Source organism: Mesorhizobium sp. M0016 (assembly GCF_040324035.1).
Classification (GTDB): Bacteria; Pseudomonadota; Alphaproteobacteria; order Rhizobiales; family Rhizobiaceae; genus Mesorhizobium.
Genome location: NZ_JAMYVM010000023.1, coordinates 29019 through 45102, shown reverse-complemented (window position 1 = coordinate 45102; position 16084 = coordinate 29019). Strand labels below are relative to the sequence as shown.

The following is a 16084-nucleotide window of genomic DNA, read 5'->3' as shown; positions in this document are numbered from 1 at the left end:
CAGCGACGGAGTGGGGGAAGGCGCTCATGAAACGCCAAGTCGCTGACAACTTTCTCCAAGTTGATGATCGCATCCGACAAAGGCGGTCGCGATTAGCCTTGCACATGTTTCCACCCGGAACGGCTGCGGGTTGATCAAGATGACCGTTGAACCTATCGGCCCACCGCACCCCGGCGAAAATCCGAGGGCGACATCCCTGCCAGCTTGCGGAAGGATTTGTTGAAGGCGCTGAGCGAGCCGAAGCCTGAATCCATGGCGACGCGCAGCACATTGGCGTCTTCATGCATCAGCAGCGCCTGCGCGTAGCTCAGCCGCAGCAGATTCATATATTCGTTGAGCGTCATGCCGGTCGATTTCTTGAAAATGCTCATGGCGTATTTGGGATGGATGTCGGCCGCCGCCGCGATGTCGACGCAGTCTATGTCGTAGAGGAAATTCTCGGCGATGAAGTCGCACATGCGACCGACATTGCGCAGCGATTGCTGGTCGAACGGGCCGCCGGGTTCCTGGCCGATGGCGGTTTCCGGCACCAGCCGGTAGGGCTCGAAGCGCACCCGCTCCAACCGCAGCAGCAGCTCGTTCACGGCGTGCTCGGTTATCGCCGCATCGCCCGAGCGGAAATAGCGGTTCCAGCGCTCGAAATTGTGATGGTCGGCCTGGTCGGTCGCCGATGTCACCAGCGTGGCGCCGGTCATCAGCCTGTGGCGGACATCCGTCGGCAGATGCAGGCGGAAGAAATGCACCAGCGGCAGATGCGCGCCGGCATAGATGGCGTCGTCGGAGAGATCGTCCATCTGGTGCGGCAGCCCGCCCCAGAACAGGCACATGTCGCCCGCCGTGAGCGCGATCTCGTGCTCGTTCATGCGGTAATGCACGCTGCCGCGGACGATGAAATTGACCTCGACCTGGGCATGCCAATGCGGCTTCAGCATCACCAGCGGATGGTTGTGAAACATCTGCAAAGCCATCGGCAGGCCTTCGACGCTGCTGGCGCCAGGCTGGTAAAACGGCCGTTCCGGCATCTTACTTTCCGCCCATCTTTTATTCCCGTTGTCAGGGACAAGCCTTCCGCGCCGCCTAGTCTAGCCATGCTCGCGAAGAGAGAGCAAATGAAATGGGAGGATTTCAATGCGCACGACACTGATCTGTGCCGCGCTGGCGCTTGGCCTGGGCTCAACCCCGGCTTTGGCGCAGTCCGGCGAAATCACGATCTGGAGCTGGAATATCGCCGCTTCGTCGCTGAAGGCGACGGTGGCCGGCTTCAACAAGCAGCATCCCGACGTCAAGGTCACCGTTCAGGATCTCGGCAACCAGCCGACCTATGACAAGTCGATCGCCGGCTGCGCGGCCGGCGGCGTCGGCCTGCCCGATATCGTCTCGATCGAAAACGGCGAGGCCGAGAATTACTGGAGCCAGTTCCCCGATTGCTTCGTCGATTTGCACACGCTGGGCTACACCGCCGACGACCAGAAGAAATTCCCGGACTTCAAGCGCACCGAACTGGAGGTCGGCGACAAGGCCTATGCCATGCCGTGGGATTCCGGCCCGGTAGCCGCCTTCTACCGCCGCGACTTCTACGAGAAGGCCGGCGTCGATCCGGCCTCGATCAAGACCTGGGACGATTTCATCGCCGCCGGCAAGAAGGTCCAGGCCGCCAATCCCGGCGTCACCATGACCAATGCCGATTTCAACGGCGACACCGAATTTTTCCGCATGATTTCCAACGAACAGGGCTGCGGCTATTTCGCCGCCGATGGGCAGTCGATCACCGTCAACCAGCCGAAATGCGTCGACACGCTGGCCAAGATCAAGGACATGAAGGACGCCGGCATCATCTCGTCGGCCGACTGGGGCACCAAGATCACCAACAACACCGCCGGCACCGTCGCCACCCAGGTCTATGGCGGCTGGTATGAGGGCACCATCCGCACCGAATCCGCCGGCGAAAACGGCAAATGGGGTGTCTATCTGATGCCGAGCCTGACCGCCGACGGCCCGCGCGCCGCCAATCTCGGAGGCTCGTCGCTCGCCATCACCTCAGCCTCGAAGAACAAGGAGGCCGCCTACGCCTATCTGAAATACACGCTCGAGACCAATGAAGGCCAGATCACCATGCTCAGGGATTTCGGCCTGGTGCCGTCACTGATCTCGGCCCTCGACGACCCCTACGTCTCGCAGGGCCTGCCCTATTGGGGCGGCCAGGCAGTGTGGAAGGACATTCTCGCCACGCTGCCCAAGGTGGTGCCGAGCCGCGGCACGCCGTTCCAGAGCGACGCCGAAATCATCATGCGCGCCGTGCAGACCAAATATCTCGGCGGCGGCTATCCCGATGCCAAGGCCGCCCTCGACGACGCCGCCAGCCAGATCGCTTCGGCGACGGGACTGCCGATCAAGTGACCAAGGCGGTGATGCTGGCGGGCCAGATATAGGGCAATTTGCCGGACTGTTGGCGCTGCCCCTCACCTGCCTGCCGGCATCCTCTCCCCGTATAGTGGCGGGGAAAGGGACGCTCTCGCCCAACAGTTCGCCAATTGCCGGCGGCGTCCGCCGGCTAACAACACGCCGGATATCAACCGGGAAAGAGGAAGGAGGAGGAAACCATGCGCTACCAGAACGCCACGGCCTATCGCTTCCTTACGCCCTACCTTCTGATCTTTGCCATCTTCTGGGTGTGGCCGATCATCTCCTCGTTCATGATTTCCTTCCAGGCGACGCGCACGGTGCCCTGGCGCTTTGCGCCGACGTTCAACTGGGGCCGCCTGATCGGCGACCCCGCTTTCTTCAACGCGCTGAAGAACACGCTGCTCATCCTCGTCATCCAGGTGCCGGTGATGATCTCGCTGGCGATCATCATGGCGGTGCTGCTGAACTCGCCGCTGCTGAAAGCACGTGGCCTCTACCGCTTTGCCTTCTTCGCTCCGGTGGTGGTCGGCGAGGTCGCCTATTCCGCCGTGTTCCGGCTGATGTTCAACCTGGATTTCGGCATCATCAACAAGCTCCTCGCCGGCGTCGGCCTGGCCAAGATCGACTGGTTCTCCAACGTCACACCGGCCATGGCGCTGATCATGATCGCGGTAACCTGGCGCTGGGCCGGCTACAACGCCATCATCCTGCTCGCCGGCCTGCAGTCGATCCCCGAGGACGTCTATGAAGCAGCGACGCTCGACCGCGTCAGCAAGCTCAAGCAGTTCTTCTACATAACGCTGCCGCTGCTCAAGCCGGTCATCGTGTTTTGCGCCGTGCTGTCGATCATCGGCACGATGCAGCTGTTCACCGAGCCGTTCCTGATCACGGAGCGCGGCGGCCCCGGCGGCGGCACCGAGACGCTTGGCCTGCTGCTCTACCGCCAGGGTTTTCGCTCGCTCAATTTCGGCTACGCCTCGGCCGTCGCCTACACCATGGCGGGGCTGGCAATCGCCATCACGCTGGTGCAGCTGTGGCTGACACGAGAGCCGAAATGAGAGGGGAGCCGAAATGAGTTCGCTGTCGCAACGCCGGCTCGGCCGCAGCGTCCTGCTGCATCTGGTCCTGACACCGCTGGCGGTGATCTGGCTGTTTCCGCTGTGGATGATGGTGGTGTTTTCGACCATGCCCGACAACGGCATTTTCAGCCCCGGCATCGAGCTTCTGCCGCACGGCAATTTCGTCGACAATTTCAACAACCTGCAGCGCGACACCAATTTCGTCGGCGCTATCGGCATTTCGGTGGCGGTGGCGGTGACCTACACCTTCTTCTCGGTGCTGCTGACCTCGATGGCCGGCTGGGCGCTCGCCCGCTATCAGTTCTTCGGCAAGGGCGCGGTGGTGGCGATCATCCTCGGCACCATCACGCTGCCCTATGCGGTGGTGCTGATCCCGCAATTCATCATGGTGGCGCGCGACTTCCAGCTCGCCAACACCTGGATTGCGCTGATCGTGCCACCCTTGTTCAATTCGCTGGGCGTGCTGTTCATGCGCCAGGCTTTCTCGATGATGCCGGCCGACCTTTTCGACGCGGCACGTGTCGAGGGCGTCAAGGAATGGCGTATCTTCCTGTTCGTCGCTTTGCCGCTGGCGCGGCCGATGCTGGCGGCGCTCGCCATCATCCTGTTCCTCGCCTCGTGGAACAATTATCTCTGGCCGCTTTTGATCAACAGCCAGCCCGGCGCGATGACGGCCCCTGTGGCGCTCGGCACGCTGATCGGCCTGACCAAGGTCTCATGGGGCGGCATCATGGCCGGCGCCGTCATGCTGACCGTACCGATGCTGGTCGTCTTCGTGCTGCTGCAGCGCCATTTCATCGCCGGCATCGCCGCCGGCGCCGTCAAGTAGGGACAACAGAATATGGCGGCAGTCACCCTCACCAATGTCGTAAAACGCTTCGGCGTCTATGAGATCATCCATGGCGCCAACATCGATATCGCCGATGGCGAGTTCGTCGTCTTTGTCGGCCCGTCGGGTTGTGGAAAATCGACGCTGCTCAGGATGATCGCCGGGCTGGAGGATATCAGCGGCGGCGAGATCGCCATTGGCGGCAAGGTGATGAACGATGTCGAGCCGGCCGAGCGCGGCATCGCCATGGTGTTCCAGTCCTACGCGCTCTACCCGCACATGAGCGTGGAGCAGAATCTGAGCTTTGGCCTCAGGATGACCGGCAACCCCAAGGAGGACACCGAGCGGCGGGTGAAGCGGGCCTCCGAAATCCTGCGCATCACAGAGTTGATGGCGCGGCGGCCGAGGCAATTGTCCGGCGGCCAGCGCCAGCGCGTTGCCATCGGCCGCGCCATCGTGCGCGAACCGCAAGTCTTCCTGTTCGACGAGCCGTTGAGCAATCTCGACGCCGAGCTGCGCGTCCAGATGCGGGTCGAGATCTCGCGCCTGCACAAGGAGCTCGGCACGACGATGATCTATGTCACCCACGACCAGACCGAAGCGATGACGCTGGCCGACCGGATCGTGGTGCTGCGCGGTGGCCATGTCGAGCAGATCGGCCGGCCGCTCGATCTCTACGACAATCCCGACAACCAGTTCGTCGCCGGCTTTGTCGGCTCGCCGAAGATGAATTTCATCAAGGGCCGCGTCGTCGGGCGCAACACGAGCAGCGTCACCGTCGAGCTGGTGGGCGAGGAAAAGACCCGCATTATGCAACCATTGACCGGCGCCGTGCCGCAAACAGGAGCCAAGGTCATTGTCGGCGTGCGGCCCGAACATTTCGGCAATGGCGGCGAAGGCGACGCCGACCTCACTGTCGGCATCGACGTGGTCGAGCATCTCGGCGGCACCAGCTTCATCTATGCCAGGACCGCCCATGGCGAAGACCTGGTGATCCAGCGCGACGCGGCAAAGGTCCCCGACACCCAGGAGATCACCGTGTCCATCCGCAAATCCTATCTGTTCGATGAAAACGGCCAGCGGCTGCGCTGACCTTCCAGCTATGCAAGGAGAATGATCATGACTGCAACCGCGCCCATCCGCTGGGGGATACTTGGGCCCGGCGACATCGCCAAAGCGTTCGCCCGCGGCGTGGCAGGCTCGCGCACCGGCACGATCGTGGCGCTCGGCGCCCGCAATCCCGGCAAGGCAGGCTTGGCCGAGACGTTTCCCGGCGCCCGCATCCTCGACGGTTACGACGCGCTGCTCGCCGACCCCGAGGTCGATGCCGTCTATATCGCCATCCCGCATCCCGGCCATGCCGAATGGGCAATCAAGGCGGCGGAAGCCGGCAAGCATGTGCTGTGCGAAAAGCCGCTGGCGCTGACCGCCTTCGAGGCCGACGCCATGATCCATGCTGCGCGCAAGGCCGGCACCTTCCTCGGCGAAGCGTTCATGTACCGGCTGCACCCGCAGACGGCGAAGCTGGTGGAACTCATCAAGTCGGGCGTCATCGGCGATGTCAGGCTGATGAAGTCGAGCTTCGGCTTCGCCATGCCGGGCTTCATGCCCGAGCACCGGCTCTACGCCAACGATCTCGCCGGCGGCGGCATCCTCGATGTTGGCGGCTATCCCGTCTCGATGGTGCGGCTGATTGCCGGGGCTGCGACTGGAAAACCCTTTGCCGAGCCGGACAAGGTTGTCGGCACCGCCCATCTCGGCAAGTCCGGCGTCGACGAATGGGCCTCGGCGCTGCTGCATTTTCCCGGTGGCATCGTCGCCGAGGTATCCTGCAGCATCTCGCTCAAACAGGACAATGTCCTGCGCATCCTCGGCACCAAGGGCCGCATCGAGGTGCCGGATTTCTGGTTCGCCGGCGGCGGCAACCGCGATGGCGGCCCTGGCCGGATCGATGTAATTCTCGCCGACGACACGCGCGAGACCATCAGCGTCAACGAAACCCGCCATCTCTATTCCTTCGAGGTCGACGCCGCCGGCGAGGCGATCCTGGCCGGCAAACAGGAGTTCGCCTGGCCGGGCATGAGCTGGGCCGACAGTCTCGGCACGCTGCGTGTGCTCGACAAATGGCGCGCTGCCGTAGGGCTCGAATATGAAATCGAAAAGCCGGCTAAGCGAACCAACACCCTTTCGGGCCGGCCGCTGCGCACCGGCGGCACCGCCATCGGCAAGCGCAAGATTCCGGGCCTGTCGAAGCCGGCCTCCGTGGTGGCGCTCGGCTTCGAGGATTTCCGCACCTTCTCGTCGGGCGCAATCCTGCTCGACGCCTTCTTCGAGGCCGGCGGCAATCTGTTCGACACCGGCTACGTCTACGGCGGCGGCTACACCGAAACGCTGCTTGGCCAGTGGCTCAGGAATCGCGGCGTGCGCGAGCAGTCGGTGATCATCGCCAAGGGCGCCCACTCGCCGCTCTGCTATCCCGATGTCATCGGCAAGCAGCTCGCCCAGTCGTTGGACCGGCTGCAGACCGACCATGTCGACCTCTATTTCATGCACCGCGACAACCCGGATGTGCCGGTCGGCGAGTTCGTTGACGCCATGGACGCCGAGGCCAAGGCCGGCCGCATCCGTGGCCCGTTCGGCGGCTCGAACTGGACGATGGCGCGCATGGACGAGGCGATTGCCTATGCCGAGCGCACCGGCAAGCAGAAGCCCGGCGTGCTCTCCAACAATTTCTCGCTGGCCGAGATGCTGGAGCCGATCTGGGCCGGCTGCATCACCTCGTCGACCGACGACTGGAAATCCTGGCTGACGAAAAGGCAGATGCCCAACTTCGCCTGGTCGAGCCAGGGCCGCGGCTTCTTCACCGACCGCGCCGGCCGCGACAAGCAGGACAATGAGGAGCTGGTGCGGGTCTGGTATTCCGAGAAGAACTTTGGCCGCCGCGACCGCGCCATCGAGCTGGCGCAGCGCCTGGGCAAAAGTCCGATCCACATCGCGCTCGCCTATGTGCTGGCGCAGCCCTTTCCGTCGGTGCCGTTGATCGGCCCGCGCACGCTGGACGAGTTGGAGGACAGTTTGAAGGCGCTGGATATCAAGCTGTCGGCGGAGGATGTGGCGTGGCTGGATAGCGGGCCGGAAAGGCGGCGGGCTTAGCAGCTAATCTCCCCCCTTGAGGGGGAGATGTCGCCGAAGGCGACAGAGGGGGTCGCCTCGCGTGGAGCGCTAACCTCCTTCTGCAGCGGCAGGTAGGCCGAGCCCAGTCGAACGACCCCCTCTGGCCTGCCGGCCATCTCCCCCGCAAGGGGGGAGATTAGCAGCTCATGCGTTCCACCTACCGATCGATCCGTGTCGACAAAATAATCGACGACGACGTCCGCTCGACCCCGTCCATCGCCCCGATCTCGTCCAGCAACGCATCCAGATCCCTGATCGACGGCGCGTCGACGATGACGATCATGTCGAAATTGCCGCTCACCGAGTGCAGCGTCCGTACCGGCGGCAGCGCCTGCAGCGCCCGCACCACCTTGTCGGCGAGCTTGGGCGTGACGGTGAGCAGCACATGCGCCCGCACAAGCCCCTGCTCGTAGTCCGGCGCCATCCGCACGCCATAGCCGGTGATGATGCCGCGCTGTTCCAGCCGCTCGATCCGGCTCTGCACTGTCGTGCGCGAAACGCCGAGCTGGCGCGCCAGCTCAGTGGTCGACGCGCGGGCATTGGCGCGCAGCAGGGAAAGCAGTTTTTGTTCGGCGTCACTGAGCATTTCGACGAACCTCGTCGGCGTATCGTTCAAGTGCAGGGTTCATTTCAAACGATCCCACGCTTCCTTTCGACAGGCAAGCTGCGATTCTTGAAGGCATCGCGTCCACCGCGCGGCGGTCTGGGCCAAAGAGTTTTCACGAGGGGCAAGGTCATGAAGAAAATCATCGTCGTCGGCGCCGGCAAGATCGGCTCCACCATTGCAGGCATGCTCGCCGACAGCGGCGACTACCACGTCACCGTTGTCGACCGCGCGGCGGCGCAGTTTGCCGCGGCCGAACTTCCCGCCGGCGTCGAGGGGCTGGAGCTCGATATCGCAGCGCCGGGCGCACTCGAGGCCGCCCTTGCCGGCGCCTTCGCCGTGCTGAGCGCCGCCCCCTTCCATTTGACCACGCGCATCGCCGAAGCGGCCGCCGCCACCGGCGTGCACTATCTCGATTTGACCGAGGATGTCGTCTCGACCCGCCGCGTCAAGGAGCTGGCCAAGTCGGGCAACAGCGCCTTCATTCCGCAATGCGGCCTGGCGCCGGGCTTCATCTCGATCGTCGCCAATGATCTCGCCAGCCGCTTCGACACGCTGGAAAGCGTTCGCATGCGCGTCGGCGCGCTGCCGCAATACCCGTCCAATGCGCTGAACTACAATCTGACCTGGAGCACCGACGGCGTCATCAACGAATATTGCGAACCCTGCGAGGCGATCGTCGAGGGCGAGCTGATCGAGGTGCCGCCGCTGGAGGAGCGCGAAGAGTTCTCGCTCGACGGCGTCACCTATGAGGCCTTCAACACCTCCGGCGGTCTCGGCACGCTGGCCGAGACGCTGAAGGGCAAGGTGCGCACGCTGAACTACCGCACCATCCGCTATTCCGGCCACGCGGCGATCATGAAGGCGCTGCTCAACGATCTCGGCCTGCGCCACCGCCGCGACGTGCTGAAGGACATTTTCGAGAGCGCCCTGCCGGCAACGCTGCAGGACGTGGTCATCGTCTTCGTCACCGTCTCGGGCCGCCGCAATGGCCGCCTGCTGCAGGAAACCTACGCCAACAAGATCTATTCGCAGCGCATTGGCAGCCAGGTGCGCAGCGCAATCCAGATCACCACTGCCTCAGGCATCTGCGCCGTGCTCGACATGCTGGCCGACGGCACCTTGCCGGCGACCGGTTTCGTCAAGCAGGAAGACATCGCGCTGGATGCGTTTCTCGCCAATCGTTTTGGGCGCGCTTATGCGCAGCACGAGATGGTGAGCCGGCTGGCGAGCTGAGCTACTTCACCCTCCCCCTTGTGGGGAGGGTCGGCGCGCAATCGGAGCGAAGCGGAGATGGCGAGACGGGGTGGGGGGTGAGCGCCGACGGTTGGCGAGGACCCCCACCCTGCTCCGCTCCGCGATCGACCCTCCCCACAAGGGGGAGGGTAAAGCGCCCGCTACTTCCGCAGAGCCATCGGTCGTCCGAGCAGAAACCGGATGAAGTTGCCCGCGGTCCGCGGCGCCATGCGGGGCTGCGTCGCCTGTCGTGGCGCGCTTTGCCTTCGCGCTGGCACCTTGGGTTCGACACCCGGTCGGCCCACCGTGAAGGAGGGCCCCGAGACCGGCTTCCCCCTCAACACGTTGGCGGCGTTGTTGTCATGGATGACGATGCACCATTGCGCGCCCTTCGATGCCGCCACGACGGTGTTGAAGCGCGTCGCCATTTTTGCGTGGTGCTCGCTGTAGACGCCGCTCATCGCCGGCGATCTCCTTTCGACCAGCGTGCCGAACGCCGACGTGACATAGTCGTGGTGCGTGTAGCGTCCGCTTGCCGTCTCGAAATTCTGGCCGTCCGGAAAGGCAATGTAGAGCGGCTGCAGGTCCACCACACGCTTTTCGATCTCCCGGCGCGCGTAGTGGTCGACGCGCTCCATGAAGGTCGGCGCCAGCGCGTCGTCGCTGTCGAGCCGCGTTAGCGAGACATACTCGGCATCGCTGTCGTCGTGGACGAAAGCATTGAAGCGATTGTTGTAATCGTCGCCGGCCTCGACAAGGATCGGCCTGACGTCGACACCGGCCACGCAGCTGCACACGGTGCGAATATAGTTCTCGTGCGTATCGGCATCGAACGCCACAAGGACGGTAAAATCCTTCAGCGACTGGCCTTCGAGCGACGACGCGCAATAGGTGTCGAACAACGCCAGGCGCTCGACCAGCCAGACCGGGTCGAGATTGGCGCGGCCCTTTCCGTCCCACTGGCTTGGCTTGAAGCCAGCGGCGATGTTGTAGCGTATGGCGATGTATTTCTTCAGGCCGGTGTCCATGGACCGACACTTAGTACATTCCGCTGATCTGCGACAACCAACGGCTGGGCGGCCACCCTCCCCCTTGTGGGGAGGGTCGGCTCGCGGTCGGAGCGAAGCGGAGATGGCGAGACGGGGTGGGGGTGAGCGCTGACGGTCGGCGAGGACCCCCACCCCGCTCCGCTACGCGGATCGACCCTCCCCACAAGGGGGAGGGTAAGCGCACTTCAAATATGCAGCGCGTGGCCCAGCGCCTTCAGCGCCGCTTCCTGGAAGCCTTCGCCTTGCGTCGGATGCGCATGGATGGTCCCGGCGATATCCTCCAGCCGCGCGCCCATTTCCAGCGCCAGGCCGAACGCCGCCGCCAGTTCCGACACGCCTTGCCCGACCGCCTGGATGCCCAGCACCAGATGGTTGTCCGCGCGGGCGACAACACGAACAAACCCGTCCTCGCCGAGTTTCGTCATCGCCCGGCCGTTGGCGGCGAAGGGGAACTGGCCGATCTTGATTTCGCCTGAAGCCTTCGCCTCCTCCGGCGTTAGCCCTGCCGTCACCAGCTCCGGATCGGTGAAGCAGACGGCCGGGATCGAGCGCTTGTCCCAGCTGCGCTTGTGGCCGGCGACGATCTCGGCCACCATTTCGCCTTGCGCCATCGCCCGGTGCGCCAGCATCGGCTCGCCGGTGACGTCGCCAATGGCATAGATGCCGCGCATCGAGCTGCGGCACTGGTCGTCGATCTTGATGAACTTGCCGGCCACGTCGAGATCGATCTGATCGAGGCCCCAGCCCTCCGTCACCGGCTTGCGGCCGACCGTGACCAGGATCTTGTCTGCCGCGATTTTGGTGCTCTTGCCGTCCGCGGTCTCGACCAGCAGCGCGTCGCCCTTGACCCCCTTGGCCTTGGCGCCAAGCATCACCTCGACGCCGATCTGGGCCAGCCGTTTCACCACCGGCCGGGTCAGTTCCGCATCATACTGCGCCAGCACGCGCGGCAGCGCCTCGACCACGGTCACCGCGGCGCCCATTTTGGCGAACGCCATGCCGAGTTCCAGCCCGATATAGCCGCCGCCGACCACGGCGAGCTTTTTCGGCACCTCGCCGAGAGCCAGCGCTTCTGTGGATGAAATCACCGGGCCGCCGAACGGCAGGAACGGCAGTTCCACCGTCGCCGAGCCGGTGGCGATCACAACCGTTTCGGCGCGGATGATCTGGGTGCCGGTCTCGGTCTCGACCGCGACGGTCTTGCCGTCGCGGAACGTCGCCCAGCCATAGACGGTCTTGACCTTGGCCTTCTTCAGTAGCCCGGCAACGCCCCCGGTCAGCCGGCTAACAATGCCGTCCTTCCACGCAACCGTCTTGCCGAGATCGAGCACGGGCGCTGCTACCGAGATGCCGAGCGGACTGCTGCCGCCGGCCATATGCGCGACCTTCTCGAACTCTTCCGCCGCATGGATCATCGCCTTGGACGGGATGCAGCCGACATTGAGACAGGTGCCGCCCGGTTTGCCGGCTTCAACGATCACCGTATCGATGCCGAGCTGGCCGGCACGGATAGCGCAGACGTAGCCGCCGGGCCCGGCGCCGATGACCAGCAGCTTGCAGGAGATTTCTTTCATGGCGTGACCCTTTGATGCGAGGGAATGTTCCGTCGCGATCCTTCGCGCCCCCCTCTGTCCTGCCGGACATCTCCCCCACGAGGGGGGAGATCAGCAGCTTCTTCGCTTCGCTCATTCCTGCAACGATGGAGATTGGCGAAACCCTGCGTGACGTCCAATCTCCCCCCTTGTGGGGGAGATGCCTGGTAAGGCAGAGGGGGGCGCTGTCCCGCCGTCATCTCGGTCGTTCCGCCCCTCAATCCACAAATATCAGCGCTGGCGTCTCAATCAGCGCCTTGATCCGCTGCACAAACACCGCCGCATCCCAGCCGTCGACCACCCGGTGATCGAAGCTCGACGACAGGTTCATCATCTTGCGCGGGATGAACTTGGTGCCGTCCCAGACCGGCCGCACCATCATCTTGTTGACGCCGACGATCGCCACCTCAGGATGATTGATGACCGGCGTCGTCGCCACGCCGCCCATGGCGCCGAGCGAGGTAATGGTGATGGTCGATCCCGACAGCTCGTCGCGGCTGGCCGTGCCGGACTTCGCCGCTTCGGCCAGGCGGTTGAGCTCGGCCGCGCAATCCCAGAGGTCGCGCGCCTCGGCGTGCTTGACCACCGGCACCACCAGGCCCGACGGCGTCTGCGCGGCAATGCCGATATGGACGCCGCCATGCTGATGGATGATGCCGGCCTCGTCGTCGAACAGCGCGTTGATGTTGGGCTGGTCGGCAATCGCCTTGACCATCGCCCGCATCAGGAACGGCAGCAGCGTCAGCTTCGGCCTCTCCACACCCTTGCGCTTTTCCTTGTTGAGCGCCGCGCGCAACTCCTCGAGTGCTGTGACGTCGATCTCCTCGACATAGGTGATGTGCGGGATGCGTGACTTCGCCAGCGACATTTTTTCGGCGATCTTGCGCCGCAGTCCGATGACCTTGATATCCTCGACGCTGTCATTGCGCGCCAGACCCGACGCCTTCGCTACCTGCGGTCCGCGTGCCAGGAATGCCTCGATATCTTCGTGGCTGATGCGGCCGGCAGGGCCGGTACCCGACACCTGGCGCAGATCGATCCCCGCCTCCTTCGCCCTGAGCCGGATGGCGGGCGACGCCAGGGGCTTTTCGCCCTCCGGGCGCGGCGCGCCGGTGGGTGCCGCACCTTTAGATGTCGGCGCAGTACCCCCACCCCTGGCCCCTCCCCACAAGGGGGAGGGGGATTCAGTCTCAGCTGCCCGTGCGCTTTTGGCTGCTGGTGCAGGTGGTGGCGACTTGGCGTCGGATTTCGTGGCCGAAACGCCTCCCTCTTGTGGGGGTCCGGAGGACGGGCGAGACCCGTGGCTCGCCCCGGCAGGGGTGGGGGTCGGTGCCGCCGTGACCTCTGACAATTTCGAGCCTTCGCCGACATTGCCCTCCCCCGCCACTTTCAGCCGCACGATCGGCGAGCCGATCGCCACCGTGTCGCCGATCTCCGCGCCCAGCCACAGGATCTCGCCATCGACCGGCGAAGGTATTTCCACCGTCGCCTTGTCGGTCATCACGGCGGCAAGCACCGAGTCCTCGCGCACGAGGTCGCCGACCTTGACGTGCCACTCCACAAGTTCGGCCTCGGCGACGCCTTCGCCGACATCCGGCAGCTTGATGATGTGTTCGCCCATCCCTAGGCTCCCATGGTTTCGAGAAGCGCGCGGCCGACACGGGCCGGCCCCGGGAAATAGTCCCATTCCTGCGCATGCGGGTAGGGCGTGTCCCAACCGGTGACGCGCGCCACCGGCGCTTCCAGATGGTAGAAACAATTTTCCTGCACCAGCGCCGACAGCTCGGCGCCGAAGCCGGAGGTCAGTGTCGCCTCGTGCACGACGACGCAGCGTCCGGTCTTCTTCACCGAAGCGACTATCGCGTCGAGATCGAGCGGCAGCAGGGTCCGCAAATCGATGATCTCGGCATCGATGCCGGTTTCTTCCACAGCCGCCTGCGCGACATAGACCATGGTGCCGTAGGCGAGCACGGTGACGGCCGAGCCCGCCCGGCGGATCGCCGCCGTGCCGAGCGGCACCGTGTAATGGCCGTCGGCGACCTCGCCCAGTTCATGCTTCGACCATGGCGTCACCGGTCGGTCGTGATGGCCATCGAACGGTCCGTTATAGAGCCGCTTCGGCTCCAGAAAAATCACCGGATCGGGATCCTCGATCGCCGCGATCAGCAGTCCCTTGGCGTCGTGCGGATTGGACGGCACCACCGTCTTCAGCCCCGACACATGGGTGAACAGCGCTTCCGGGCTCTGGCTGTGCGTCTGGCCGCCAAAGATGCCGCCGCCGGTCGGCATGCGGACAACGATCGGGCAGGTGAAATCGCCGTTCGAGCGGTAGCGCAGGCGTGCTGCTTCCTGCGTCAGCTGGTCGTACGCCGGGTACATGTAGTCGGCAAACTGAATTTCCACGCATGGCTTCAGCCCGTAGGCGGCCATGCCGATGGCCGAGCCGACAATACCGGATTCGTTGATCGGCGCATCGAAGCAGCGGCTCTTGCCGTACTTCGCTTGCAGGCCTGCCGTGCAGCGGAAGACACCCCCGAAGAAGCCGACATCCTCGCCATAGACGATGACGCGTTCGTCGCGCGCCATCGACACGTCCATGGCGTCGCGGATCGCCTCGATCATGGTCCGTCTCGGCATGGTCAGACTCCCGCCTGCTGGCGCTGGCGCCTGAGATGCGGCGGCATCTCGGCAAACACGCCCTCGAACATCTCGCGCGTCGACGGCTTGCCGCCGGCATGCAGCGTGCCGTGGCCTTCAGCTTCCTTCTGCGCCGCGATCACCGTCTCGAGGATTTCCGCTTCGGCCTGGGCGTGACGCTCGTCCGACCAGACGCCGCGTTGGATCAGATGGTTCTTCAGCCGCATCACCGGATCGCCGAGCGGCCAGGCGTCGGATTCCGTCTTCGGCCGATAGGCCGACGGATCGTCCGAGCTCGAATGCGCGCCGGCACGGTAGGTGACATGTTCGATCAGCGTCGGCCCGAGATTCTGCCGCGCCCGCTCCGCCGCCCATTTGGCCACGGCATGCACGGCGAGATAATCATTGCCGTCGACGCGCAGCGCCGGAATGCCGAAGCCGAGGCCGCGCGCGGCAAAGGTGCCGGAGCCGCCACGCGCAATGCCTTGAAACGTCGAGATCGCCCACTGGTTGTTGACGACGTTGAGGATGACCGGCGCCTTGTACGTCGAGGCGAACACCAGTGCGGAATGGAAATCGGATTCGGCCGTCGAGCCGTCGCCGATCCACGCCGCCGCGATTTTCGAATCGTTGCTGATAGCGGAAGCCATCGCCCAGCCGACCGCCTGGATGTATTGCGTCGCCAGATTGCCGGAGATCGAGAAGAAGCCATGCTCCTTCGACGAATACATGATCGGCAATTGCCGCCCTTTGAGCGGATCGGCCTCGTTGGAATAAATCTGGTTCATCATCGTGACCATCGGATAGCCGTCGGCGATGAGCAGGCCGGCTTGCCGATAGGTCGGGAAATTCATGTCGCCTGGCGCCAGCGCCTTGCGGAAAGCGCAGCTCACCGCCTCTTCGCCCAGATGCTGCATGTAGAACGAGGTCTTGCCCTGGCGCTGCGCCATCTGCATGCGCGCATCGAAGCTGCGCAGCGTCATCATGTGGCGCAACCCCTCGAGCAGCTCCTCGTCGGTGAGCAGCCCGGCCCACGGCCCGACCGCCTCACCGGTGCGGTTGAGCACGCGGATGATCGAAAACGCCATGTCGCGGATGGTGCGCGGATCGACATCGATGTCCGGTCGCGGCACCGAGCCGGCCTTGGGGATCGGCACGTTGGAGAAGTCGGGCGTTCCGCCCGGCCGCACTTCCGGCTCCGGCACATGAAACCGCAACATCCCAGCATCGGTCATGACCATGGTCCTCCCATTTGCTGCGTCGATATTTGCACATCCGCGCGCCCGGCACAGCGCCAATTCATGGGGCGCCGCAACCCATCCGGCGTCACGGCCGGCAGGCGACCCCAAGATGCAGATATGTCTGCGAAATTTCTTGTCGATGTTGGGGAGCAGCGCGCAATTAGGCGCAAAGTTTTTCAGGATTTCCAGCAGATAGTCACTTCACGGCCTCCGGGAGAGATGAACGCATCAAGGTCGGCG

General features: G+C 64.3%; 13 protein-coding genes. 6 read left to right on the top strand and 7 right to left on the bottom strand.

Features of this window, described 5'->3' with window-relative positions:
- Positions 1–152 precede the first annotated feature (152 nt).
- A complete protein-coding gene (locus NKJ88_RS26305; protein WP_023831916.1) occupies positions 153–1022 on the bottom strand; it encodes a helix-turn-helix domain-containing protein in 870 nt (289 codons plus the stop codon).
- A gap of 106 nt (positions 1023–1128) precedes the next feature.
- Between NKJ88_RS26305 and NKJ88_RS26300 the strand changes: the two genes are divergently transcribed.
- From NKJ88_RS26300 to NKJ88_RS26280, 5 genes are all read left to right on the top strand, one after another.
- A complete protein-coding gene (locus tag NKJ88_RS26300) occupies positions 1129–2397 on the top strand; it encodes an ABC transporter substrate-binding protein (RefSeq protein ID WP_023685055.1) in 1269 nt (422 codons plus the stop codon).
- Positions 2398–2600: 203 nt separating this feature from the next.
- Positions 2601–3461, top strand: coding sequence for a carbohydrate ABC transporter permease (locus tag NKJ88_RS26295; RefSeq protein ID WP_023672163.1), 861 nt, complete (start codon positions 2601–2603; stop codon positions 3459–3461).
- Positions 3462–3474: 13 nt separating this feature from the next.
- Positions 3475–4311, top strand: coding sequence for a carbohydrate ABC transporter permease (locus NKJ88_RS26290; protein WP_023672164.1), 837 nt, complete (start codon positions 3475–3477; stop codon positions 4309–4311).
- A 12-nt stretch (positions 4312–4323) separates the two neighbouring features.
- Positions 4324–5403: an ABC transporter ATP-binding protein gene (locus NKJ88_RS26285; RefSeq protein ID WP_023726711.1), complete on the top strand. Its 1080-nt coding sequence runs from the start codon at positions 4324–4326 to the stop codon at positions 5401–5403.
- A gap of 27 nt (positions 5404–5430) precedes the next feature.
- Complete coding sequence (locus NKJ88_RS26280) at positions 5431–7464, top strand: aldo/keto reductase (protein WP_023740153.1); 2034 nt, start codon at positions 5431–5433, stop codon at positions 7462–7464.
- A gap of 178 nt (positions 7465–7642) precedes the next feature.
- Here NKJ88_RS26280 and NKJ88_RS26275 read toward each other — a convergent pair whose 3' ends face one another.
- Entirely contained in the window at positions 7643–8071 is a 429-nt protein-coding gene (locus NKJ88_RS26275; RefSeq protein WP_023672167.1) for an Lrp/AsnC family transcriptional regulator, read from the bottom strand.
- Positions 8072–8221: 150 nt separating this feature from the next.
- On the opposite strand from NKJ88_RS26275, the gene NKJ88_RS26270 reads away from it, so the two are divergent.
- A complete protein-coding gene (locus NKJ88_RS26270; protein ID WP_023710313.1) occupies positions 8222–9325 on the top strand; it encodes a saccharopine dehydrogenase family protein in 1104 nt (367 codons plus the stop codon).
- Between the two features lie 161 nt (positions 9326–9486).
- On the opposite strand, the gene NKJ88_RS26265 is transcribed toward NKJ88_RS26270, so the two are convergent.
- From NKJ88_RS26265 to NKJ88_RS26245, 5 genes are all read right to left on the bottom strand, one after another.
- The gene (locus tag NKJ88_RS26265) at positions 9487–10353 is read right to left on the bottom strand and encodes a glycosyltransferase (protein ID WP_023702534.1); all 867 of its coding nucleotides are present in this window, start codon (positions 10351–10353) and stop codon (positions 9487–9489) included.
- Between the two features lie 206 nt (positions 10354–10559).
- A complete protein-coding gene (gene lpdA, locus NKJ88_RS26260) occupies positions 10560–11948 on the bottom strand; it encodes a dihydrolipoyl dehydrogenase (RefSeq protein ID WP_023710314.1) in 1389 nt (462 codons plus the stop codon).
- A 235-nt stretch (positions 11949–12183) separates the two neighbouring features.
- Positions 12184–13587 carry a dihydrolipoamide acetyltransferase family protein gene (locus NKJ88_RS26255; protein ID WP_023702532.1) on the bottom strand — a complete coding sequence of 468 codons (1404 nt, stop codon included), beginning with the start codon at positions 13585–13587 and terminating at the stop codon, positions 12184–12186.
- A 2-nt stretch (positions 13588–13589) separates the two neighbouring features.
- Entirely contained in the window at positions 13590–14603 is a 1014-nt protein-coding gene (locus tag NKJ88_RS26250; RefSeq protein WP_023745906.1) for an alpha-ketoacid dehydrogenase subunit beta, read from the bottom strand.
- Positions 14604–14605: 2 nt separating this feature from the next.
- Positions 14606–15838, bottom strand: coding sequence for a 3-methyl-2-oxobutanoate dehydrogenase (2-methylpropanoyl-transferring) subunit alpha (locus tag NKJ88_RS26245; RefSeq protein WP_023710316.1), 1233 nt, complete (start codon positions 15836–15838; stop codon positions 14606–14608).
- Positions 15839–16084: the final 246 nt, after the last annotated feature.

Excerpts from the sequence above, each read along its gene's own strand:
- NKJ88_RS26305 (WP_023831916.1), bottom strand. The coding sequence starts at position 1,022 with ATGCCGGAACGGCCGTTTTACCAGCCTGGCGCCAGCAGCGTCGAAGGC.
- NKJ88_RS26300 (WP_023685055.1), top strand. The coding sequence starts at position 1,129 with ATGCGCACGACACTGATCTGTGCCGCGCTGGCGCTTGGCCTGGGCTCA.
- NKJ88_RS26295 (WP_023672163.1), top strand. The coding sequence starts at position 2,601 with ATGCGCTACCAGAACGCCACGGCCTATCGCTTCCTTACGCCCTACCTT.
- NKJ88_RS26290 (WP_023672164.1), top strand. The coding sequence starts at position 3,475 with ATGAGTTCGCTGTCGCAACGCCGGCTCGGCCGCAGCGTCCTGCTGCAT.
- NKJ88_RS26285 (WP_023726711.1), top strand. The coding sequence starts at position 4,324 with ATGGCGGCAGTCACCCTCACCAATGTCGTAAAACGCTTCGGCGTCTAT.
- NKJ88_RS26280 (WP_023740153.1), top strand. The coding sequence starts at position 5,431 with ATGACTGCAACCGCGCCCATCCGCTGGGGGATACTTGGGCCCGGCGAC.
- NKJ88_RS26275 (WP_023672167.1), bottom strand. The coding sequence starts at position 8,071 with ATGCTCAGTGACGCCGAACAAAAACTGCTTTCCCTGCTGCGCGCCAAT.
- NKJ88_RS26270 (WP_023710313.1), top strand. The coding sequence starts at position 8,222 with ATGAAGAAAATCATCGTCGTCGGCGCCGGCAAGATCGGCTCCACCATT.
- NKJ88_RS26265 (WP_023702534.1), bottom strand. The coding sequence starts at position 10,353 with ATGGACACCGGCCTGAAGAAATACATCGCCATACGCTACAACATCGCC.
- lpdA (WP_023710314.1), bottom strand. The coding sequence starts at position 11,948 with ATGAAAGAAATCTCCTGCAAGCTGCTGGTCATCGGCGCCGGGCCCGGC.
- NKJ88_RS26255 (WP_023702532.1), bottom strand. The coding sequence starts at position 13,587 with ATGGGCGAACACATCATCAAGCTGCCGGATGTCGGCGAAGGCGTCGCC.
- NKJ88_RS26250 (WP_023745906.1), bottom strand. The coding sequence starts at position 14,603 with ATGCCGAGACGGACCATGATCGAGGCGATCCGCGACGCCATGGACGTG.
- NKJ88_RS26245 (WP_023710316.1), bottom strand. The coding sequence starts at position 15,838 with ATGACCGATGCTGGGATGTTGCGGTTTCATGTGCCGGAGCCGGAAGTG.